15 protein-coding genes and 1 pseudogene are annotated in these 25,154 nt (G+C 35.3%); 1 reads left to right on the forward strand and 15 read right to left on the reverse strand.

The features are described from left to right. Window positions 1–110: pseudogene (locus tag R6X41_RS18265) on the forward strand (IS1595 family transposase); the annotation flags it as partial. Here the strand turns inward: R6X41_RS18265 and R6X41_RS18270 are convergent. From R6X41_RS18270 to R6X41_RS18340, 15 genes are all read right to left on the reverse strand, one after another. Then, window positions 107–229: a hypothetical protein gene (locus R6X41_RS18270; protein ID WP_318501800.1), complete on the reverse strand. Its 123-nt coding sequence runs from the start codon at window positions 227–229 to the stop codon at window positions 107–109. The pseudogene R6X41_RS18265 and the gene R6X41_RS18270 sit on opposite strands and share 4 nt — an antisense overlap. Before the next feature lie 124 nt (window positions 230–353). Further along, window positions 354–1,160, reverse strand: coding sequence for an SGNH/GDSL hydrolase family protein (locus R6X41_RS18275; protein WP_318501801.1), 807 nt, complete (start codon window positions 1,158–1,160; stop codon window positions 354–356). Between the two features lie 106 nt (window positions 1,161–1,266). Beyond that, complete coding sequence (locus R6X41_RS18280; protein WP_318501802.1) at window positions 1,267–2,340, reverse strand: SGNH/GDSL hydrolase family protein; 1,074 nt, start codon at window positions 2,338–2,340, stop codon at window positions 1,267–1,269. Window positions 2,341–2,391: 51 nt separating this feature from the next. Beyond that, entirely contained in the window at window positions 2,392–3,219 is an 828-nt protein-coding gene (locus R6X41_RS18285) for a 3-keto-disaccharide hydrolase (RefSeq protein ID WP_318501803.1), read from the reverse strand. Window positions 3,220–3,243: 24 nt separating this feature from the next. Further along, window positions 3,244–5,796, reverse strand: coding sequence for a glycoside hydrolase family 3 N-terminal domain-containing protein (locus R6X41_RS18290; RefSeq protein WP_318501804.1), 2,553 nt, complete (start codon window positions 5,794–5,796; stop codon window positions 3,244–3,246). A 122-nt stretch (window positions 5,797–5,918) separates the two neighbouring features. Further along, the gene (locus tag R6X41_RS18295; protein WP_318501805.1) at window positions 5,919–7,520 is read right to left on the reverse strand and encodes a DUF5060 domain-containing protein; all 1,602 of its coding nucleotides are present in this window, start codon (window positions 7,518–7,520) and stop codon (window positions 5,919–5,921) included. A gap of 418 nt (window positions 7,521–7,938) precedes the next feature. After that, window positions 7,939–9,696 carry a hypothetical protein gene (locus R6X41_RS18300; RefSeq protein WP_318501806.1) on the reverse strand — a complete coding sequence of 586 codons (1,758 nt, stop codon included), beginning with the start codon at window positions 9,694–9,696 and terminating at the stop codon, window positions 7,939–7,941. 632 nt (window positions 9,697–10,328) lie between these two features. After that, complete coding sequence (locus tag R6X41_RS18305) at window positions 10,329–11,366, reverse strand: GDSL-type esterase/lipase family protein (protein ID WP_318501807.1); 1,038 nt, start codon at window positions 11,364–11,366, stop codon at window positions 10,329–10,331. Between the two features lie 219 nt (window positions 11,367–11,585). Beyond that, window positions 11,586–12,953, reverse strand: a complete 1,368-nt coding sequence (locus R6X41_RS18310; protein ID WP_318501808.1) for an alpha-L-fucosidase — start codon at window positions 12,951–12,953, stop codon at window positions 11,586–11,588. A gap of 29 nt (window positions 12,954–12,982) precedes the next feature. Beyond that, window positions 12,983–15,349 (reverse strand): PDZ domain-containing protein, encoded by a 2,367-nt coding sequence (locus tag R6X41_RS18315; RefSeq protein WP_318501809.1) that lies wholly within the window; start codon window positions 15,347–15,349, stop codon window positions 12,983–12,985. A gap of 25 nt (window positions 15,350–15,374) precedes the next feature. Further along, window positions 15,375–16,253, reverse strand: a complete 879-nt coding sequence (locus R6X41_RS18320) for an alpha/beta hydrolase (protein ID WP_318501810.1) — start codon at window positions 16,251–16,253, stop codon at window positions 15,375–15,377. 87 nt (window positions 16,254–16,340) lie between these two features. Next, window positions 16,341–19,151 (reverse strand): heparinase II/III domain-containing protein, encoded by a 2,811-nt coding sequence (locus R6X41_RS18325; RefSeq protein ID WP_318501811.1) that lies wholly within the window; start codon window positions 19,149–19,151, stop codon window positions 16,341–16,343. A gap of 186 nt (window positions 19,152–19,337) precedes the next feature. After that, window positions 19,338–22,007 (reverse strand): endo-acting ulvan lysase-like protein, encoded by a 2,670-nt coding sequence (locus R6X41_RS18330; RefSeq protein WP_318501812.1) that lies wholly within the window; start codon window positions 22,005–22,007, stop codon window positions 19,338–19,340. Window positions 22,008–22,044: 37 nt separating this feature from the next. Beyond that, complete coding sequence (locus R6X41_RS18335; RefSeq protein ID WP_318501813.1) at window positions 22,045–23,721, reverse strand: sulfatase family protein; 1,677 nt, start codon at window positions 23,719–23,721, stop codon at window positions 22,045–22,047. 28 nt (window positions 23,722–23,749) lie between these two features. After that, window positions 23,750–25,153 (reverse strand): glycoside hydrolase family 30 protein, encoded by a 1,404-nt coding sequence (locus tag R6X41_RS18340; RefSeq protein ID WP_318501814.1) that lies wholly within the window; start codon window positions 25,151–25,153, stop codon window positions 23,750–23,752. Window position 25,154: the final 1 nt, after the last annotated feature.

The following is a 25,154-nucleotide window of genomic DNA, read 5'->3' on the forward strand; positions in this document are numbered from 1 at the left end:
TTTGTTTTAGAATAAATCGTTCGCAAAGTAAGAACACAATATTCAATAACTTAATAACAAAAATGGTCGATAGAGATAAAATATATCAAACTAAATTAATAAGTAACTAACTACTGACCTCTACAATTAAATATATGGACTGATTATAAAGTTTATCGATATTTGGTGTTTCTATATATGGGTTTCCAGTTGCTCCCAAATCGCCCATACCCTGATCGTCGGTAATCACGAAAACAATATTGGTTTTTTGTTTTATCTGTTTTGAATTTTGACTGTAAACCGAATGCATACTAGTACAAAAAACAAATACGATGAGTGTTAACTAAAAAAGAGATTTTTTCATTTTAAAGGCTTTATTTTTTTAGTTGTTCTGAAATTACACGAGCCACTTCTTTTCCTTGTTCTTCACTACCCAAAGCATTATAATGTACATTACCCGGTTCTTGAGCCCAAATTTCCTGATGGGGTTTGGTATACGTATATAAATCGTTTACATCTATATTTGGGTACTGAGATATAACTTCTAAAGCCGCTATATTATATGCAATACTATCGCCTTCTTTTCGTCCTTTAGCACCATCTGGCACCGGTGTTGTCGTTGCAAAAATTAATTTTGCTTCGGGGTAATTTGTACTCAAATAGTCACAAATAGTATCCAATTGCAATTTGTATGCACTTAAAGTTGAAACTTGTTCTCCATTTATATTTAGGTGTTTTCCTTTTAGATATTTTAAATCGTGTAATCCCACATTAAAATAAATCACATCCCATTTAAAATCCCAACCTTGCTCCAAATTTGGCTGAAACATAGCGGTCTGCATTTTCTCCATATTTGGAATAAAATTTTTGCTCGATCCTCCATTTTTAAATAATCGAATAACGTTAGCCTTACCTTCTAAACTTTTTATAACGGTTGATGAGTACATAATTGAAACAGAATCGCCATAAATAAGTACATTAGGCAAATCTGCTTTGGGCTCGATATATTTAAAAGCATCGGTTTTATACACAGATCCTACATTTCCGCATAATGCCTCCCACGCTTTTTTACAGATAATAGGGTTTGTAACGTTAGTCTGCTGAAATCCAAAAGATAACGGTCGCACTCCTAACCCCAACACAGCTGTACCTAAAAGATTTACAAAGATTTTACGTTTCATTTTTATTATAAATTTTTAATCCTAAAAGGTCTCAATTGACATACTTTTATCGCCTTCTTTTATTTATCTCCTGCTTATTCACCCTTTTACTGACTTCAAACAGATATTATTTATTTTCAGCTTGATATTTAGCGACTATAGCTGCGGCTAGTTTTTTAGCGCCTTGTTTATTTAAATGCACACTATCTTTTAAATCGGCTTCTGAGGTTACAACCACTAAACCCCGAACAAGATGTAAATTATCATATTGTTTCTGAAGCTTTTCAATAACCGCTGTGCTGCCATTACGCCAGACGTCCATCCTATTTTCTGGATTTACTTTACCCACAACGGTAGTGGTAAATGTTTGTGATACACAAATAATATCGGCTTGCGGAAACCTACTACATAAATTACTAATAAGGGTTTCATAAATCGGTAGCACACCACTAATGGGATCTGCTTCATAGGTCACATCGTTATACCCCCACAATACGGTAATTAACCGTGGAGATAACCCTTCAAAATTTCGTAAGGTTTCAATCGATATTTCAGATCCGCCAGTAGCTAAGTTTACGTAATCAAATCCTAAAGCATCGGCCACACGGTAAGGATATGTATCTATGGTTCCAGATTGTCCAACGCCATGTGTTATAGAGTTTCCAATAGCAACATATAGTGGCTTTTCAATTTCGGGTAAATCGGATAAAGTGTAACCTTCGGACAGCTCTAAGCCTAAGAACTTCACTCCTGAAAAATGAGGTAGGTACACCTCCCATTCGCTGATCTCTTTCGATGGGTTAGCAATTGTAAACTCTAAATCTGTAATAAAATCATAAGTCTTAACATCGTCCTTAAAAACCGTAAACCGTCGCTTCCTCCCTTGACTATTTTCTAATTTGTCAAATTTTAATGTTATAAGCGGACTATTTGTTTTAAAACGAATACTAATTCCCGGTTGTGTTCTTGCTCTCGTTATTTCCAACGTCCCATCAAAACCTGCATTAAAAAAATCTTCGGTATATCGATGTAGCTCAGCTTCGGATTCTGTGACCTGCGAAAACAGCACACCATTAAACTGCAAAGCACTATCGTTTGGTTTTATAAAGTTACTTTCCTTAAAATTAGATTTCTCTTGTGCCGATACCATAAATATAGTACTACAAAACACTAAAAACAGGCTGATTTTAATTCTACTCATAAGGCTTAATTTGTTGCATATTTTAGTCTAACCGCTTCTTGGTTGTTTATATTAATCCAAAAACACTTCTATTGGTACGGCGGTTTCAAACTCTTTAATTCGAATATTTCGATAGTAAATTTCTGCCGTTTCCGATTGAAATCCGATAATCCCCGCTTCAGGTGTTAAGTTGAACGCCATGTTTACTATTTCTCCATTGAGCTTATGAATAGTATATTCTCCGCCCATAACAATAATTTCACAGGTATTCCATTTATCATTTAGTGCATTATGATTCTTCGTTGGTTTCGCTAAATGCATCCAATCACTTTTATCTTCAGGAATTCCACCATCTTTAGGCGACAAAAATGTTTTACCATCTTTAGTAGAATACCAATCATAACCAGCGCCTTTAGGTCTAATTAAATCACCTGTATGATTTTTATCGGTTAAATGATTGTATCTAATTTGATATTCAATGCCGATAGGCCAAACATTATCGTCTGTAACATGATAATACACGCCGGCGTCATACTGCCATCTATCAAAATTATTTGTGATTTTTTCGCCCCATTTATATTGAAATCTCAAAATGTAATTACTGTATTCTTTATTGGTATAAAACAAACCGTGTGTCGCATTCTCGCCTGTACTCAGGTTTAGACTATCTGGCATATCTTTAAATACATGCACTTCTTCATTTTCTATAGCGAAGACTTCTTTAGCCATTTCCGCATCTCCATTTCTCAACTTTAAATGCCAACCGTCCCAATTTTCACCATTAAATATTTCAACAAACCCAGTATCTGATAATGGATCCGATTGCCCATGCACGACCATGACGTTTAGTGCTAGAAGCCCGCCTAAAAGAATAAAAGGCCTTAATTGTTTCGCTTTCATTTTAATTGAATTTAATGGATTTGGTTATTTAACAGTTATAATCTGTTTCTCTACAATATCTGTTGAAGACTTCCCGATCTGAATTTCGTAACGCCCAGGATTTACTACATATTTTTGCTTATTTACATCCCACCACGCCATATCGTCTATAGAAAAATTCAATGCAACTTGCTCTGTTTTACCTTTAGGGACAGTCACTCTTTTAAACGCTTTTAACTGACGAATAGGCTGATATACTTCTGAATCTAAATTGGTAACATATAACTGAACGACATCATCGCCATCCATAACCCCAGTATTCTTAACATCTAATACCGCTGTGACTTCTTTTTTCTTTAGTGTCACTTTCAACCCTGAATAATCGAATGACGTATAACTTAGTCCATATCCAAATGGATACGTCACATTATCTTTCATATACATATACGTTCTCCCTTTACTGATTTCGTAATCTTCAAAATCTGGTAATTTCTCAGGATCGGTATAGAACGTAAGCGGAAGATGTCCAGAAGGGCTTACCTGGCCTGTAATCAATTCTGCCAAAGCAAAACCGCCTTCTTGTCCAGGAAACCATTGTAATAATATAGCAGGCACAACTTCATTAAGTTCAGATAACTGCATTACAGTTCCGCCATTAAGGACCACCAACATATTTGGATAAATGGCGGCTAGTACTTTAATTTCTTTTATTTGATCTTCAGGCATTATTGAGTTCATGCGATCATGAGATTCTTTTGACATATTACGCGTAAGACCTCCAACATAAATTAATAATTTATCCTCTGGATTTTCAACAGTCACGTCTTCTTGAGGTTCAACCCATTTCAACAACGCCTGAGCAAGATCTACTTCGCTATTATAATATTCAACTTTTAAACTAACAACTTTTCCTTCTTCTAGAAAAACCCCTTGAGATTCTTCAGTATCAGGTGCTTTACTGTGCCAATTATCCAATACTTTTTCATCGTTTATCCAAACCCTTGCACCGCTAAATGCTGTAATCGAGAAATAATGTAATCCCGTACGATTAGGCGTTAATTCGGACGTCCAACGCACCGAAAACGTAGGTTGTGGAATCTCCGGATCGATATGTGCTAACGGTTTTGGTAAATCTAAATCGATACCACGATCTGTTCTCACAGAAATAGGTGAGCCTTCAAGTTTAGTTCCTTCAAAATACTCCCCTTTTACACCTTTGGTATTTGGCTTTCCTGGCAGATTCAGATTGCCTTCTGGAATGAATAACCATTTGCCTCCTAACTGACTTTTAATTTCAAAACGATCGCCTGCAATTTCTTGCATTCCGAACATAGGTGTTGCGGCAATACCTGCAGCATTTCCGCTATAGGCACCAAATGGCGCATCGTTTACATATGGACCTGCAAAAAGAATTGTTTTGTATTTCTCTGGTGTTGCAGGCAGCACATCATTATTATTTTGTAATAAAACAGCTCCTTCTAATGCAATTTGTCTAGCAATTTCAAGATGACCTTCTGAACCAATCACAGCTGTTGATATTTTGGTATACGGATTATCTTCGTCTGGACGTAAAAGTCCCAATTTAATTCGCGTCGCTAGATTACGAGTAATTGCTTGATCTAAATCTGATTCTTTCATTAGCCCTTGTTCTACAGCTTGCTTAGACCATTCTCTTTCGTTAACTTCGGCTGCTCTATCAGAACCTGAATACATATCCACACCAGCCGTAATCATCATCGCAGCAGCTTCTGCACCATTTTTAGCATATTTATGTTTTTCAACCATATGTCCAGGCACACCAACATCGGTAACTACAGTTCCATTAAAGCCCCATTCGTCGCGTAAAATATCGGTTAACAACCATTTATTGGCCGAACACGGAATACCATTTAAACCATTATAAGCTGTCATGATAGATTCTACATCTTCTCGTGCAATGACATCGCGATATGCAGGAAAATAATATTCTCGCAATGCACGTTCTGACACATCTGGACGCACATATAAACGATTATGTTCTGTATTATTTACAACAAAATGTTTAACCGTAGCCACAGTCTTCAGGTAATTTGGATCGTCTCCTTGTAAACCATCTACAAAAGCACACGCTAACTCTGTTGTTAAAAAAGGATCTTCGCCATAGGTTTCTTCGGTACGCCCCCATCTCGGGTCACGTGCCATATTAATTACAGGACTCCATAAGGTTAATCCGTGGTATCGTTTTGCTTTATCTTCAGCCGAATCTGCATTATTCAAAGCACGAGCTTCATCACTAACAGCAATGGTCATGTCTTTAATTAATGGCGGATTCCAGGTAGAAGCCATAGAAAGTGGCACTGGAAACTGAGTCGCCTCTCCACGACGTGCTACACCGTGTAATGCTTCATTCCACCAATGATGCCCTGGAATATCCAAACGTTCTATAGGTAAACTCGTCATTTCTATTAAATTGACCTTTTCTTCTAAAGTCATCTGACTAACTAATTCTTTTGCTTGCTTAGTAGCACTTTCATGCAGTGCTGTACGATCCTGAGCGACAGCTGTTCCTGCGAAGAGTATAGCAATACAATAGGTCGCTATTAAAATGTATTTTTTCATTTTTCTTATTTATTTTAATAAATCTAAGTTCAAGTCATAAAAGCAATACAGGTGATTAAATTAGACAACACTAAAACCATCAATTTTTAGCTCAATATTTGTATTCGTTTTGAATATTCTACTTAAAGTGGATTGATTAAATGCACTATAACTATATTATCAATCCCTTCAAATTTAGGATTTAACACCATCCAACTTTTAAAATCAACGATGTATGGTTCTTGGTACTCTCCTGTTAGTGGGTTAAACCACTGGATTTGCAACTTCTCTGCTTTAGGAAGACCTTTAACAGCCATAGCACTATTATCCTTAGGCATGTAAAAAACATATTCTCCATCTTCCTGATTAGCTAAACTATAACCACTTGAACAGTAGCGATTATCAGGTTGAAGTTCCTCGAAATTGACCTTATCCAAAAACTCTTGCATATACTTGTAATACTCGTATTTAGGTTGGATGGTAACATCGTCATCAAAAGGATCATAAATTACAATATTCCATGCAGATCCTTGCCAATAGTAGCTAGTATACGCACCCGCAAAAGCACATTTATAGTTTCTTTCAACACACGATATAGGATCATCATAATTGCTATCTAAAAAAATGTCGTACTGACATTTTTCATATCCCCCATTTTCCAAATTCATGATTGGTTTATTTGGATATAGATTTTTAATCTTAAGCATATCACTATAAATATCGGTGAACCAAAATTGAGCAGAAATGATATCTACTTTATCTGGATTAGCCTCACAATAGTCATAATCATGCACCGTTACTAATCTATTATAGGCATCGCGTTCTCTTAGTCTATCTATACGTTCAGTAATATAATTAGGATCATCATACCCATATCGCAACGCTTCTTTTGAAATATCCCAAAGCACATTACTTTTCGCCTGGTATCTTTTAACCACATAATCAAAATACATATTATCTGCAACCGAATTCGCTTCGGGCCAATTTACCTTCTTGTTCCAAACGTAAATCATGATATGAGCAATAATCCCATTATCTTCCAACAAATCAATTATGCGATCAAAATGTTTAAAGAATTTAATATTTAAGCCGGAATAATCAGGATTTTCATTGTCTCCTAAAAAAGGAAATATGGCTTTCTTTGATCCAAAATCCCATTTCGGATTAATATTTTCACTTTGCTCCCAATCTAAATCATAGGCGTAAACATTCATTATAATTTGATTGAATCCGTTAGAAGCTAGAGCATCTACCATTGTTTTTGTTTTTGGTAAATCTGGATCTCCATAATCCAGAGCAAAAAGCCAATCCACTTCATTTGCTACCAAATTATAAGGTGTGTTATCTTCATAACTCAACCGTTGTGGACTCTTATCGCTAATCTTAAGACCTCCATGATTATCCGGTTTTGCAAAACCTACTTCAATCGTATATTTTTTATTCGAAAGACTTTTAACTGATGAAGTGCTTAACGCTTTCCATATGCCTTCTTTACCAGGGTTGAAACGTACAATCCATTCATTGTTTCCATTATAAAATCCATCGAGCGTTATCTTAGAACCTTCAGGACCTATGAATTCACAGGACATTTGTACTTGAAACGGTTGGTCTATCTTTCCTTTTGCCTTAAACGACAAATCAACGGTTTCCCATTTAGCCGTTTTTATCGTACTGTTACCATAAGAATTACTTACAAAAAATAGGGATAACAATAGTATAGCACCAAGAAGAGTAGGAAACTTCATATTTTATATTTTTAAAATTTGTTATTGTTTATTTTTAATTAATCGTGTCCTAAATAATATTATATGTTCATTTTTTTCATTGATAAAAAGCTCCTTCGGCTTCGCTCTGGATAAACCGAGCCAAAAAAATCTAGGCTTACGAACTTTTATCTAAACTTTTCGTTCACTATCTAAATTTGTAGAACTCGCTACCGAAAATCAACAAAATAAACACATTCGTTTAGCTCAAACAGCTTTAAATTTTACGATACTTTCTCTACAAATTTTACGATAAATTTTCGATAGGTCAACCCAAAAACAAAATTCAACATACATCGAAAAAGTACCTCCACAGCACAACTAATTCCATAAAGTCAGCAGTGACAAATCTTTTTGGAAAAAAGAGATTAATCGTTTAGGATGCTATTGATTTTTAAACTTAATTAATTAAAGCATTCCAATTGCCTCCAAAATACGCCTTATCAATTTTTTTAATTTGTAATTCGTTCTTTGAGCGTTTTGCTTGATCAAGTAAATCCATATAGACATAAAATTGTAACCAATAGCCATAGTTATACTTCTGATTTTCTGATTTTGGATGTTTCATAAATGCATACCATGAAGTATTCAATCCCTTTTCTGAAGCAATTTCCAACGCCATTTCTGCTTGCTTCCAAATAGCATTAGACATAGACTTATGCAGTGCTCTGTAGTCGTTATATTCCATTTCAGATATATTGATAATCTCACATTGGTCATCAATACCTAATTCTTTTAAAAGCACCGTTTTTTCAAAATGGGTATCTCCATTTATATCCATCTCAATTTTATCGATAAAACCATTATTATCGGTATCCTCATATTTAATAGTACTGAAAGGGCTAAATTCATTTTGTTTTCGACTATGTCTAGGCTCATAGAAGTCTTCAACTCCGCCCCATGCCTGATAAGAAAAGGCAAGTTGATCTATTCTCCAAGCGCCCCACTCTGCACCATAAAGATGTATTTTTCCATCAAATTTAGAAATATATAAATTTCCGTTTCCACTGTTATCCAGATCCCATTCACCTCGGTCTCCAATCGCATCTGCTTGAATATGATTATCTAAACCTCCTTGCTTCGCACCCGTTTTAAACAGATCCATAGGATCGTAAAATTCTACGCGCTCCCAGCGTTCACAATCATCATCTTCATCATACACGAAAGCGACTTTATCCCATTTACCTCTATTATAGGTTAAATCCAAAGCTGACTCGAAACCAGGATAGATTAACTCAGAAATCGCCCTCCAGCGCGGGTCTTTAATATATTTATCGGTTTCCTCTACTCTTTTATTCTCAAATTTGTGAACCTGATCCATATAGTCAAATCCTTCACCTTCAAATTTAATCGACATATCAAAATCATACTCATTTCCCGGTGTATTGTCATTATCTAAATCTAAAGATATTGCGGCATAGCTAATCTTGCCTTCTGTATATTGCTCAGGGTGATTCACAGGTCTATCGGTTCCCCTAAATGTCATCTCTGTTAATCCATCTTCATCGTAGTCGAAAAATAAAAATGGGTTCTCCCAATTTAATCTCAAATCATGCAAGTGATCTGTTGTAGCATGTGCCTTTAAGAAAGTACTTTGTCCAGAATAATCTTCTATAAAATTTGATCTCCCTTCATGTAACCACGCCCGAAGACGAAACGTATTCCAATCAAAATAGTTAAATACATTGTCTTTATCTGCGTCTATCATCCACATATAATGTGGCCCTCGCCTTGTGCCTCTAGGTGTATTATCTATATAAACCTGCATATCTGCAACGCCATCTCCATCTGTATCGACCCAATCGAAAGCTGCATCATTAATATCGAAATAATTTCCATCTTTGTTAATATCAATCAGTAGGCAATCACTATCTGTATCGCCTTCAAAATCGCCTACTTGCATATCGTCGTCATCGTCAATCCACATGATAGGTGTATTATGAATTGTGATAGATTTTATAATATCTGGATCTCCGTCATTATCTAAATCAATTCGCGTTGGCTCATATCCAATCGGAGGCGGAGGTAAACGATAAGACACTAACGGTGTGTTGTTGTTCCAATAATCGGATTCTGAAGAACGTTTTTCCTCCTGTTGTGCCAATCCGATAAACGGAATGGTTAGAATAAAAAATAACGTTAGAATGAGTCGATTCATTGATCTTAAATTTTCTTGAGGTTTATTTGATTAATAATAGGTACTTCTACGCTTAACTAGCACTCTAATATGGGGTAATAGTCAGCTCTAAAAAACTGATAAACTAGTCTCAAATGCTATCAATTTAATACGCCATATGCATAAGCTTCATTAATTTTCACAACACTTATTTTATCTCGGTAAACTATAACTATTTTATAAGTCACTCAACCATATCTATGGTTGAAGATCAATTTTAAATACTATATATACCAATCGTGTCCTAAATAATATTATATGTTCATTTTTTTCATTGATAAAAATCCTTCGACTACGCTCTGGATAGACCAAGCCAAAAAATCTAGGCTTACGAACTTTTATCTAAATTCTTCGCTCACTATCTAAATTTAAAGAACTCGATACTAAAAATCAACAATATAGGAACATACGTTTAGCTCAAACAGCTTTAAATTTTACGATACTTTCTCTTCAAATTTTACGATAAATTTTCGATAGGCCAACAAAAAAACAAAATTCAAGGTGTATAGAAAAAGTATCTCCCGCAGAACAACTAATTCCATAAAGTCAGCATTGGCATATCTTTTTAGAAAAAAGAGACTAATCGTTTAGGACGCTATTATATATATATACCTCTATTTTTTTAAAACTGTTAGAATAGCATCATTCACCATAGGCTCCATAATTAGATAGCCCTCTACATTTGGGTGGACAGTATCTCGACCTAATTCTTTTATTAATCCTTTTTCTTCATTTACCATGGGTGTGTAATAATCTAAATAGAGAATATTATGTGCTTCGGCATACGCTTTAATACGCGTATTTAGTTCTATTATTTTATCTGCCGGCTCAATGGATGCACTCCAAGAATAACTCGTTGCGGGTAAGACAGACGCAAGAATGACTTTTATATTATTTGCTTTCGCCAACTCTGCCATAGAAAATATATTGGCCGCAATACGGTCTATACTTATCTCTCCTCTATTCCCCGCGATATCGTTAGTACCTGCTGAAATTATTACAACTTTTGGTTGTAACTCTATAACATCTGGTTTAAAGCGTAACAACATTTGCGCACTTGTTTGTCCGCTAATGCCTCTATTTACATAATTCGGATTTTCCTCGAAAAACACACCGTGATCTCTAGTCCAATTATCGGTTATTGAATTCCCAATAAACACAACTCTATCTTCGTTTTTAGCAGGGGCTTTTAGTTCTGAATTCGCCTTGCTATAACGTCCTAAATTTGCCCAATCTTCCGTAGGCGTTAATTGAATTTTAATTACTACAGGCATTTCACTTGGAGCCACCTCAGGCACAAAAACAGTTAAATTTCCATCTATTAATTTTGTTTTTAGTTTTTTATCGCCATAATCTAAGAATGCTGTTCTTACTTTTATATGGCTATCGATAATCAGTTTTCCATCTTTTGGCCAATCAGAAACAAGGGCATAAACCACATCATCTTTTTTTGTATAACTCCCCCAATTTGGTTTTTCAAACGGACTCTCAGCAACTTCAAAAATGGCTTCTTGATTTGCCAATTGCCATGCTTCACTAAATTGGTCGTAATCAGAATTTGGTTTCTGATTCGCATTTTCTTGAGCGTAACCTGTACTTATGTAGGTTATTGCTAAAACAAAAAGAACTATAGTTTTTTTAAAAATTTTCATTTTATATGATTTTAATATGATGGTTTTATGATTTAAAATTTCACTTGAATAAAAGCAATAGCTATACAAATTACGTTTACCATGTAAACAAAAAAATAACATTGCAATCCGCTTATAAGCCTCATACAATGTTATTCTTTTTAAGTGAAATCTGCTTTAAATTATGGTTCATTTTATATAAACCATGACCTAAAACACGCTTCTTGCTATAAAATTGACTTATTTTGCTAACTCAATTCTAACAACAGACACCGGAGCATCTGGAGCGATCATAGGTACATCTATAAGTAATTCTCGAGATGTTCCAAGTGTTTTTAATTCTTTTGTTGGATCGATTAACAATGTTGCTTTTTTAACTTTGATATCTTTATTTAATTTTAAAGTACCGTCTTTTGGCCATTCAAAAACAATCGCATAAAGCACACCGTCTTTTTGAGTGTAACGTCCCCATTTTGGTTTTTCGTACGGACTTGCAGATGCTCCATAAATAGCTTCACCATTTTTCTTAGTCCATTGTCCCATTGCATCTAAACGTCTGATACTTTCTGCAGGAAATCTTCCGAATCCATCAGGTCCGATATTTAACAAAAAGTTTCCTCCTTTAGATACGATATCTACTAATTTTTCAATTAAATCTGTACTACTTTTCCAGTTAACATCTGAAGGTTTATACCCCCAAGTTCCGTTCATAGTCATACATGCTTCCCAGTCTGTATCGATTCCTGTATCAGGAATTTCTTGTTCTGGTGTTCCAAAATCTCCAGCAAATTCTCCTGGTTGATTATTCATACCATCCATTCCAGTTCGTCCTTTATCAACTCTATTGTTAACAATGGTATTTGGTTGAATTTCGCGGATATAGCTATAAAGGTCTTTCCCCATTTCTGTTGTATAATCCGAAATCCAATCACCATCAAACCAAACCACACCAATATCACCATAATTATTTAATAATTCACCAACTTGAGGTTTCATATAATTTTCATAATATTCTGGAAATTCTGGATTTACTACAGAAGGGTCGTCATGCTGAGAAATGTTGTAATTTGGATATAAATTACCCTGAGCTTGCGGATGATGCCAATCTACAATAGAATAGTACAAACAAAATTTAATACCTTGCTTCTCACATGCTTCAGCCATTTCTTTAACAATATCGCGCTTAAAAGGTGCGGTGTCCATAACATCGTAATCCGACACTTTTGAATCCCATAAAGCAAATCCTTCATGGTGCTTAGATGTAAGTACAATATACTTCATCCCTGCATTTTTAGCCATTGTTACCCATGCATCTGCATCAAATAACTGTGGATCGAACATTTCAGGATATTTTTCATAATCTTCAATGGTATAATCTAATTTATCCATCGCCCATTCTGCACCACCTCCAGCAATTTTGGATCCGCGTTCTCCTCCAATTATTGAGTAAGCACCCCAATGTATAAACATACCAAATTTAGCATCTCGCCACCATTCCATACGGTCGTCATCAGACAATTTTTTCTTAGAGCTTGATTGCCCCATTACCGGACCAAAATTTAACATGACGATTACCACCAGTAAGCACATGTTCCTTAACGTTTTCATTTTCATCTTTTTTTTATTTTAGTTAATCTTTAATTTGTTTTTATTTTAATTGTTTCCTCAGACTGGTTTCTCATAATTACTAATTCCATGTCGTCTGTTTTATTTTCTACATTTATTTTAAAGAAATCTTGAACAGTCTTTACCGGCTTTCCGTCTGCTTTAAGAATAACATCTCCTTTTCTAATCCCGTTATTTTGAACAGCAGGACTCGGTTTCCAAATGCTTAAAATAATAACGCCTTCAGCGGAATTTAATCCGTAAGCCGATTGTTCTTGTGGAGAATCTACAGATTTTAAATTGTTTCGTAACCAAGCGACTACAGGACTCCCCGTACTTTCCGAAGCATCTTTTAATATAGGAATTTCTGGTGTTTTAGCAAGTGCTTTAAACGCTTCTTTTTGAACCCCAAACTGATCCATAGGAAAGTTTTTAAATCCGATTTTTAAAGCGGGTGAGTCTTCCGCAACTCTAAAATCTAAAGCTGCTGGATCTATAAACAACGGATCGCCATAAGCACTATGCAAATCTCTATCGTAAATTTGAGATTTCATCATAGCCGCTTCATTCAGAAAGAAATTATAATCCAACTCTTTACCCCAACCTAACAAGCCAACATCTTGATATGCATCGCCAATAATGTTATGCATAAACACATCTTCACTATTTTCAAACCACACATGCGGGTGTAAAGAATTATTCACCATAATATTATTTTCGGCTACACGATTAAATCCTTCACGTAATTTTAATCCGCTATTCAACATTAAATTATTATAAATATGATAGTTTGAAGACCCATCGTCTAAATCGACATCCCAACCATGGTCACAACGGAAACGGTTATTTCTAATCACAGTAGTTTTCACAGCATCCCACGTATACATATCAGGAATTTCCATAGTTATACTATCCATTAATTGACGTTTTGGAAGCCAAAAACGATCGCGTCCCCAAGAATTAAACGACCCATGATCACTGGTTTCTAAAACGGTATTAAACACATCGTTAAATTCTAAAATATGTCCACCCCAAGTTCCATCTCCAATATTTATTCCAGCTCTTGGCACATCGTAAATACTATTATGACTTACGGTAATATCCATCGCCATGGCAATTTGAACACCTGCTGTTTGTTTTTCTATACGACCAATGCGGTGAATTAAATTATCTTCAACAATACAATCTCTCGGGTATAATTCGTTTTTAGGACCTGCAATGGTATCCATATCTTTTAAGTCTACAAACTGTCCATAATTAAATGAAGGCGAACGTACTGCAGAAGGATCTCCAATAAAAGACACTGCACTTGCGCCATTCTCATGGATATGATTTCCTTTAATCTGCAAGCCTGAATTATAATTACTTACCATAATAACATTTCCACCAAGATTAGTGAATTCATTATCGATGACTTTACAATTTTCTGTGCCTTCAAAAAACAAGACACCGCCTCTGTAAATAGACCAATCACTACGTAATAACGGCTCAAAATCTTCCATAAATGTACGCTTGGTATATTTAAAAGTGATGCCACTAATACTTACATCTTTTACCGGATTATCTATAGTTCCTATAACTTGAATTAAATCTTTAAGGACATCAACTTCAATTGTCGACGTTTCTATGTTTACATCGGCTGTTGGCCAATAGAATAATTTATTTTTATCTGTATCTAAGAACCATTCTCCTGGACTATCTAATTCCTCAAACACATTTTCTACCATGCGAAGCTCTTCATGAGGTTCAGAACCACGATTATTTTGTTGTCCGCCTTCTAAAATAGCCGTTCCATCTTCGTTTACTCCAGTAATTACAAAATGGAATCCTCCCCATTTCCCACCGTGTAAGGCATGAAAATAAGCACCTTCAGGCTGCTTCCAAGTTGCAATACGATCTACAGAAATCGCATCGGCAGCAGAACCATTCCAATAGTGAGCCGTTTCATCGTAATTAGGATAACGCGCTAAAATTTGAGGATTTCCATTAATGATAAGTTGATCGAAATCTAAATTTGCATCGACATCTGCCACAAACAGATTATCATTATAACTTTCCCAATTAAGCTCTAACGTTTTAGATCCTTTAATAGTAACATCCGAAGCCCCTGCGCCTTTAATAGAAATTCCGCTTAATTCAGGTGTAATTAAAATGGCTTTCTCTAAATTATAATCTCCGGCGAGGATATTGATTTCAATGTTTAATTTTGAATTATTTTGTTTTAATTCTAAAGCCTTATTAACTGCTTCATTTAAGGTAGAGAAGGGTTGTGTTTTACTGCCATCGGCTTGTGCAGATTGTTCGACTGACACATACAGTTTTGTAACCGCATCATTGTCCTGTGTCCTACACGAAGACAATGTGATTGCCATAATTAAAATAAATGATACGTACTTCATAGTTAAAATGTCTGTTTGTTTGTTTCTAAATTGTTGGTTTACCTTTTAAATAGCCTATAGATTCCAAAAATAAATCGGCATCATGAACGGTTTCAATATAATAGGTATCCCCTTTTTGTTTGCCTTTATTAAAAAACCCATGTTTTTCTCCTTCATATAAATACAAATCGCAACGGTTACCTGCAGATTCCATATTTGCTTTAAATTTCTCAATCGTCGCAACAGGTGTATGTTGATCTTCTGTCCCCTGAAATACAATTGTTGGTGGCGCACCTTTTGTAATATTATGTAATGGCGAAATCTCCATATAACGTTCACCAATTCTTTCGTAACCGTAACCTCCAGGGCCATTATCAATAACCGGATTTAAAAGCACCAAAGCATTCGCCTTAGAACTTATAGATGCATCTTCAAAAGGTTCATCTAATCCAGAAACCATAGCTGTTGCAGCGCCAATATGTCCTCCAGCCGAAGCGCCCATAGCCGCTATTTTTTTAGGATTCACATTGTACATCTTGGCATGTTCCCTTAAAAAACGTATGGCCGATTTCGCATCACTAACCGCTTCAAAAGGTGAAGTATCCTGTCTGCTTTTAACTCTATAATCTACTAAAACAGTCACCATTCCTCGAGATGCAAAATACTTCGCCTGTGGTTCTAATTGTGAAATACTACCGCCCTTCCAGCCACCTCCAAAAAATAAAACAAGCGTAGGATATTTTTTTCTACTCTTAAATTTATTTGGTTTATAGATGTCCATTGTTAACGCATTCCCATCTATAATTTTATAAACAACACGTTGCGAAAGAGAATCTGAACTATAAGATATACAGTCAGTCGTTTGGCTATTCACGGTTGAAATCGTAAACAGAAAAAGAAACGCTATGTATGTATATGTTTTCATTTAATTTTATATACTACTATTCATTTTTTATGATATCACATCATAGACGTTTTTATAACAATACAACCATTTATTTAAACCTTTGTTTTAAAATACAATTTGCACTTTAGGCTGTGCTTTCCCCAATATAAATTCCAATTGGTCTGGATTTTTTCGACCTAACTGACCTTGTCTTTTCGTAATAATTTTACCGTTATCAAAAATTCTTAATTCAGCTTCTTTTTTCCCATCTACAAAAGGTGCACGAATAAGTATTGGTCCGCTACTTTCAATTGTAAAGGTGTTTCCCGAACGTTCTACCGATACGCTTACAGCTTCACCCGATGCAATAATTTCCCATCCAAATTGTTTGTATTTATAAACTCCTGATATAAAGAAATACTCTAAATCTGTACTATTATTTCCTAAACGCGCTACAGACAATACTCCTTGTTGGTAAAAATCATCTTGTTCTACAATCGCTCTTTCCGAAGTGTTTAAAACAATTTTATCAGTCGTTTTGGTATCAGCAAGCAATACATCAATCACTTGCGTACTTGGATTGTCTTTAAGTTTTGAATACGTCACTTTCGAAATTGGATTCTCCTGCCCTTCCATATACGGATTAAAAACTACAGCAAACGGATTATCCCAAGCCGCAGCATTACGCTGTACAATTAAAGTTTGTATAGAATCATTTAAAACGGCTTCTGGCGCTGTTCCTTTACTAATGACATTAGATTTTGGAGCCAAAGCAGTATAAATATTTTGATTTTCGCTACCTTTTATCCAAAGCTTCATCAGGTTATCTGGCTCATCTGCACTTTTCAGCCTGTAAAGTGCTTGTACATCTTTAGTCGTTGCAATTTTCTTTTTGTTAGTGATATAATCATATCCTTTTACATCTCCATATTTACTACCAAACTCGTCTGTTGTCGTCAAATTAAGCAATTGAGAATTCACATCAAAAAGTTGAAGCGATTGTCCTAAATTATGATAAAAATAATCGTGTCTTTGTTTGCCGTCTTTTTCTGTTTTAGATCTAAAAACATCCACTATATAGCCTGCATTCGATTTTGATTTTATTAGTGCTGTAAATCGCTGCTGATCTGCTTTTGCCTTGGGTTCGAAAAAAGACACTTTAGAATATGTTAATCCGTTAAATGTAGGTTCTTCTCCCGATTTCGGAAATGCCTGATCTAAAGTAAACGGATGATAACTACGCATAGCTTCATAATCGGAAATCCCATCGACTACAACTGTATTATGTGCCGGAAATTTAGAATAATATTCGTTATGATTTTCGTGCCAATAACTAGATCCTTTTCCCATATCTGGACCTAAGACATAGCCCTTTGCATACAATTCTATGGCAACCCCATTGGCATGTGCATGATTTCCGAAAGATCCAAAAGTAGACACCATCATGGCATCTTCTCCTATGCCTAAACGTTGGTTAAATAAACTCACATTTGGGGCATAAAATGTTGGAGATGTTAACTGTTGCAATTCTTTTTCTGTAGTTTTTTCTGGTTTTAAATGATCGACATAGAAAAACAATTCGAATAAATCTGTTGCTTTTCTTTCGTATTCCCCTTTTGCAATCATTTGTTCCAATAACCCAGAAATAACAACTTCTTTTTTAGAGTCGTTATATTTTCTATACGTCGCAATAAGTAATTCAAAATTTTCTGGAGGTAATGTTTTATGATTAGAATCTCCAAAACCTATAGAATATCCACTAGGAAATAAATATTGAAATGACGCTAATGCCGCCTTTTCAATAATTGGAAATTGAGCCAATTCGTTGTTGTTTGTAGATTGGTCTAATAAGGTCACAATTTTTAATAAAGTGGTGATGACATGAATCGAATATGAGGCACTTTCTGGCCAAACACCGGTATCTTGATCATAAACCAATAAGGATTCATTAATCGATAATTGTCTATCGGTAGACGTCTTAAAGATTAAATCTAAAAAGTATTCGCGTCCTTTCCCATTTTTATATGAAGAATCGGAATCTAATACCATAGCGACATACATTAAAAACCGCGCTTGAAATAGGTTCCAATTATTATCGGGCACACCATTTTTCACAATCTGATCTCCCCATTTTTGAAACACCTTCGTACTATGATCTAGATCTACGTTATTGGCTTCAAAATAATTAAATAAGAAGTCGTAAGTCGTGATTAAATGAATAAGAATCTTTTCGTGAATAACCTCAAAAGTTGCTAATCCCGAAAGTCTTTGCTGATCTGAATTCGTTAAATCTATTGGAGCATCACGATAATACATCCCTTCAATATAGGTTTTATATACAGGTGTAGCAAATTCAGCATATTTCTCATCGCCGGTTACCCAATATAAAAATGCAGCATCAGCAACCAAATCCATAATACTTCTATTAATCTCTTCTATAGCATGTCCCATTTTAGACGGATGCACCCATTCTTTAATTCCGTTTTCCTTATGCTGTAAATAATACCCACGCGGATCATCGAAATACGGTTCTATGTCTTCTAATCTAGGACTTATATAATCTGTTGCCCAATCACGTGTCCCAGAAAACCGTACCGTTGCTACAGGAGCAGTGCCTTCAGAGTAATCGAAATCCCCACCTTTAAGATACACCTTGTTGTGCTTCGTTTTCCAATTCATTTGCAATCTAGACACTAACCAAGTGGGATCGTTTTCACACAATTCTAAATATTTTTCTAAACCCTCTGCTTTTTTATCGATTAAATCTTGCTTCCATGCTACATTTTTAGTGTCTTCTAAAAAGGCTGTTCTAGACCCTTCTGAAATATAAATTCTTGGATGCGATGTATTTTGAGCACTGGAAATTGTAGAACACATTAGTGTTCCTAAAAGCATAAATAATGCAAACGGTTTTATTTTAAGCACTTTATTTTTCATTTATTTTATTTCAATAACGAATATTCGTTTTAAGTCATATTACTTATTTCAACGTCATGCGGAACTTGTTTTAGCATCTCATTATCATTGAAAATCGAACACTTAACAAGGAGCCCCTGAAATCGAAGATTCAACGAAGTTAAACCAGTTCAGGGTGACGAACCTTTTATGACCTATTACGAACATTTAAATTTCAATATTATAACCTGCAGGATAGGTTTTCGCTTTTCCCTTTTTAAGTTTAATTAATATTGGTTGATCTGACGAATAGTAATATGTGCCATTTTCGTATTTCAGTTCTGCTGAAACAGCTTCATTTACGGCTTCTATACTATATTTTCCATGTTGTAACATCTTCCCTTTTCCTAAATATAAATATTCAAATACACCATTTTTTTCTGAAGCAATTCCAAACGTTCCTTGAAATTTCAAATGTTTACTTGGTTGATAAACCTTATCATCTATTGCGCTCAAGATAAATTGAGTACTTTGTTTCGATTCTACTTTAAGGGCTGCTAAAGTCGTAAACTCACCAACTTTTGAAATCTTTTTAATCGATTTTTCACCGGTTTCATACGCTTCAAAAACAGAAACAAATGGATGTGCTTCACCATTAATTCCATTCTGACGCACAATTAATGTAGGCGTGGTTTCTGGACTTTTATTTACTTCTCCAGGCGTAATATCTGTTCTTAATGTTGTTGGCGGTGCATCAACCACATACAACTCACGGTTGTTTTGCCCCATCATCCACATATTTACATGCAACTCAGGAGACACTGCTGTGGTGGTCCAAGTCGCATTAAAATCGTCTGTATAGTTTACTTTTCTTTGATTTTTGAAAAAGGCATAATTTTTATCATACTTTACTCCTAAATCATCTACAGCTTCTAAAGTCAATGGTATATCTGAAGTGTTTTTCAATACTATTCCATTCCCAAGATTATGATGCATATAATCGTTATCTAATTGATTCGATCTAAAAATATCGACATAATATCCTGTGGTTTTAGAAGTTCTCACCATAGCGACCACACGACGTTTTTCTTCCGCAGAAACATCTGCAAAAGATACGTTTTCCGAAGTTTTTTCAGCATTATAAAATCCTGCTGTAATATCTACCGCTGGATCCATAGCATTTACAGTAATTTCTCCACTACTATAACCAGGTACAATGGTGTTAGATCCTGTAATGCCTCTATGATATCCCGCATCTTTAGACCAATACGATTCGTATGCCGAAGCATCCGGTGCCATCGCCCAACCTTTACCGTAGAACTGCATCGCAATTCCATTGGCTGTTAAATGCGATTTTTCTTTTCCTCCATATAACGTAAACATCATACCGTTAGCTTCATCGTTTCCATTTCTCATGATAATATGTTCATGAAATGGAGAATATGCTGCTTCGTAAAACGGCAATTCACTTCCGGAATCTGGTAAGGGTTGATTAAAAACAATGCTTTTCCAATCGGATGAATTTCTATCATATTGCCCAGAGGCTATATTTTTACGAATAACCGTAGCCATTTTTTCAGCTGTTTCGGTATCTCCTTCCCATGTGGAATAAGTCAATAAAGATTCGAAAGCTGAAATATCTGCTGGTCCACCACGCATATCACCAAAGACCACCAAGTTTCCGCGAGCATCTAACCATCCTAAATTTGCTAAAGCAGCTTTACTAATAATTGGGTTTCCTGCTAACGTATTCACTCCAGATTTATGTAATATAACGCCCATATCTAAAACTGTAGGAATCATTCCTGATGCATAGCCCGGAGATTCCGGCCATAAACCGGTAGTAGTGTTATAAAATTCTAATATTTCTGGTAAACCCGCATAATGCTCGCCTGATTTTTCTGTGTAAAACGGGATGTAATACTCACGCCCTTTTCCATCTTCATAATAGTCATTAGGCTCTAAAACAAGCATACTATTCAAGATATTTTTATAGCGATTCACATTCCAATTTCCTTTTTTTCCACCGCGAATCAATCCGATTTCTATAAAACGTTTAAAGACAACACCAGCTACTTCGGTAGTTGTTTTATCCATGCTTTCTAATTGCGGATTCGGATTGGCATTCATATAATCATATAAAAAATCATACGCAATGGCAGTCGGTATTTGTCTGTCGTCATGAATCACTTCATAATCGTAATAGCCCATAATTCCACCTGGCTCGTATCCTCCAGGACCTTTAGTAGATTCTTCCGGATCTAAAGGTGGCTGCATATAATACGTTCCCAACAACCATGTCCATAAAATATCTGATGAGAATTTTGCGTATTTTTCATCCTGAGTCACGTAGTATACAAAAGCGGCTTCTTCTGCTAACTTTAATATTTCCATATTATTAGCACGAATCATGTGTCCTGTTTCTTTATACGGAATTAAAACCGGTGTTTTATCGGCATTCGAGCGACTAATTCCTAATAAATCTCCAGATTCATTATACGGAACGCGGTCCTCTAAAGGCACATTTACATAATCGTTCCAGGTACGCATACCTGGTAAACGCACTGTAGGCACAGGAGCATTACCTTCGCCATAATCCCAATTTTGATCTTTAATATAACATTGTGTATAATGTTCGCCATCTTTCCAATACATCGCTAATCTGGAAACAATCCATTCTGGATCTGTAACGTGACGTTCTACATAGGGATTGATATCTTCTAATAATGCGATCCAAGAGGCTTCTGCCCAAGCTTCGGTTTCAATTTTATTTAGTATCTCTTGTCTATCGTTTTGATCTGCGTATAAACGCGGATGACTCGTTTTACTTTGCGCATGACTCTGTACAGCGCATATAAAGAAGGTTATTACTAAGATTGATATATTTTTAAATCTCATGACTTAATACTATTAGATATAAATGGAGTTTAATCTTCTAATGAAGCGGCACCGTTTCTATATCTGGATTATTTTTTGCTTCTAAATATTTTTTCAAAATCTCTTGATCTAAATCAGAACTGTCTCCATAATGTTTACGTAAATCGACTAGCTGTTGTTTAAGTTCTACAACCACATCTGCATACGCAGGATCGTCAATAACATTGTGCATTTCATTCACATCATTTTTACGATCGTACAATTCCCACTCATCTACATCATAATAAAAATGAGCTAATTTATAATCTTGTGTAATTATGGCGTAATGTCTTTTTACCATGTGGATTCCAGGATACTCGTAATAGTGATAGTACACAGCATCTCTCGTCCATTCTTCATTGTTACCCAATAATAACGGCAATAAACTTTCACCTTGCATATCTGATGGAGGCACCACATGAGCAGCTTCTAAAATGGTTTGTGCAAAATCTAAATTCTGAACCATTTCTGTACTTGTAGTTCCAGGTGTAATAACGTTTGGCCAACGCACTAATAATGGTGTTTTAAAAGATTCATTGTAAACAAAACGTTTATCGAACCAACCGTGTTCTCCTAAATAAAATCCTTGATCTGAGGTATAAATAACTATCGTATTTTCGTTTAATCCTGTTTCTTCTAAATAATTTAATAGACGGCCCACATTTTCATCAACCGATGCGATACACCCTAAATAATCTTGCATATAACGTTGGTAACGCCATTTCATTAATTCGGTGTCGTTCATTGTTGGATATTGTGTTTTAAACTCTTCCATCATTGGTCTGTATACCGAATCCCAAACAGCACGTTGTTCCGGATTCATACGGCCAACTTCACGTTCGAAGGCTTCCAAATCCCAACCCGATACGTCTTCAATGCCCAACTCTTCCATCATTTCAGGATAGAGTTTAGAATCTCCTGCCCAGTTCATGTGTTTTAAAAGATTCATTTCTGCCGTTTTAGCCGCAGTTCCTCTTCCTTCGTAATCGTCGAATAAAGTTTCTGGTTCTTTAAATGTTTTCTTGGTGTATTCCTTAAAATGACGCGGTGCTGGCAACCATTCTCTGTGCGGTGCTTTTTGCATAGAAAACAACATAAATGGTTTGTCTTTATCTCTATCATTTTTTAACCAATTAATGGTCATATCCATGATAATATCTGTCACATAACCTTCTACTGTAATCAATCCTTCATTGGTGTTAAAATCTGGATTATAATATTGTCCTTGTCCTGGTAGAATTTTAAATATATCTATCCCTTTTGGATTATTTCCGAAGTGTAATTTTCCAAACATCGCCGTTTGGTAACCAGCTTCTTGAAGTAATTGCGGAAAGGTCATTTGAGACTCATCGAACGGAAAGACATTATCGACTTTACCATGAATATGCGTATGTTTTCCTGTTAAAATAGTCGCTCTTGATGGTGCACATATCGAATTAGAAACGCAGGCATTTGTAAACAACATCCCTTCGTCTGCAATCCGATCTATATTTGGAGTCTCAATTAAAACATCACTATACGCACTAATCGCCTGATAGGCATGATCGTCGGACATCATAAAAATAATGTTTGGGCGCTCTGTTGGAAGCTCCTTTTTCACAACCTTTAACTCCTCTTTTTTCTCTTCAGTTTTACAAGACGACACAACGATAAGAAGTGCAAAAGTCAGTAATTTTAAAACCGTTAATTTTTTCATTGCGATATGCATTTTGAGTATTAAAAAATTATAAACTAATAATTATAGTTGATAAAGATTGACTAGGAATCTCAACTTTTTTAGATGCCCCATGTTCTATTTGATATTCATAGACCTGCGTTTCTTCACTATTGTTTTGAACAAGCATATAAATTTTACCGTCATGTTTTACAGTAATCACATCTTCTTTTGCATAGTTTGCAATACGCTTAGCTCCAGGCATTAAATATTTACTCATAAAAGCGATCACGGCATAATCAGGATTGTAAGTCACCTGTTTTGTTTGACGATCGATATTGATTAATGAATTTTGTTTCCAGTTCCAACCGCTTTCTGTAGTTTCATTTAAAATCATGTTCCAATAACAATAGTTTGGAATTCCATTATTGATATAATTTGCGATTTCTCCCAAACGTTTCGATGCTTGATCCCAAGTATTTTTACCATTCTCACATCTTCCTTCAGTATGCATATAATGTGCATTTGGCGCAAGATCTTTCATTTGATTAATGTACACCGCTCCTGTATATTGAATTCCAACACCATCAAATAACGCCATATAATCTGGGTTTCCCACTAATTCTATAGCATCTAATTGGCCATGCGTTCTAAATGTGCCTGCCCATAATTCGGTATCTATATTATCTTTCTTAAACTGCGGACGCAAGTAGTTTTTTGTGAATTTGCTCATTTGCTCCACATTCATCTCATTAGATGGATATTTTGTGTTCGCATCATTTTCATTTTGAATAATTAAACGATCAATTGTAATTCCTTTTTCTGCATATGCGTTTATATATTTTGAAAAATATAAGGCATACGCTTCATAAATTTTAGGTTCGTCTTTTAATTTATTCTTTTCCGGAAAATCTTCTCCTTGATCCATAACTCCTGAATATTTCATCCAGCCTGGAGGACTCCAAGGTGAAGCAAATAATTTCATGTCTGGATTTTGCTTAATTGCGTGTTGTATGTATGGAATTACAGAAGTTTCTTCTCTTGCTATAGAAAAATGTTCCATATTATAATCCTCAGCTTTTTCTGAATAACTATAGGCATCTAATCCAAAATCACTGGCGCCAACTGCTGTTCTAGAAAACGTAAATCCTGCACCATCTTTTACACTAAAAAGATTTGTCATCACTTCGTCTTGTAAAGCTGTTGGTAATACCATTAAAGCGGCTCCTCCTATTTCGTTAAATGCACCTCCAACTCCTTCTAAAGTTTGAAACTCAATATTCGGATATAATTTTATTTTATGCGTGCGTTTTTCAGTTATAGCATCGCCTTTAGATACTAAATTTTGTATTTGCAATTTACCATTAGGAATCTCTCCTGATAATTTCAGGACATTAACTTCTATCTGATTTTGCGAAAACATCACCATGTTACTCAACAAAAAGATAAAAAGTAAGCTGCAGTTCTTTATCATT

The organism is Formosa sejongensis (assembly GCF_033447105.1).
Classification (GTDB): domain Bacteria; phylum Bacteroidota; class Bacteroidia; order Flavobacteriales; family Flavobacteriaceae; genus Formosa.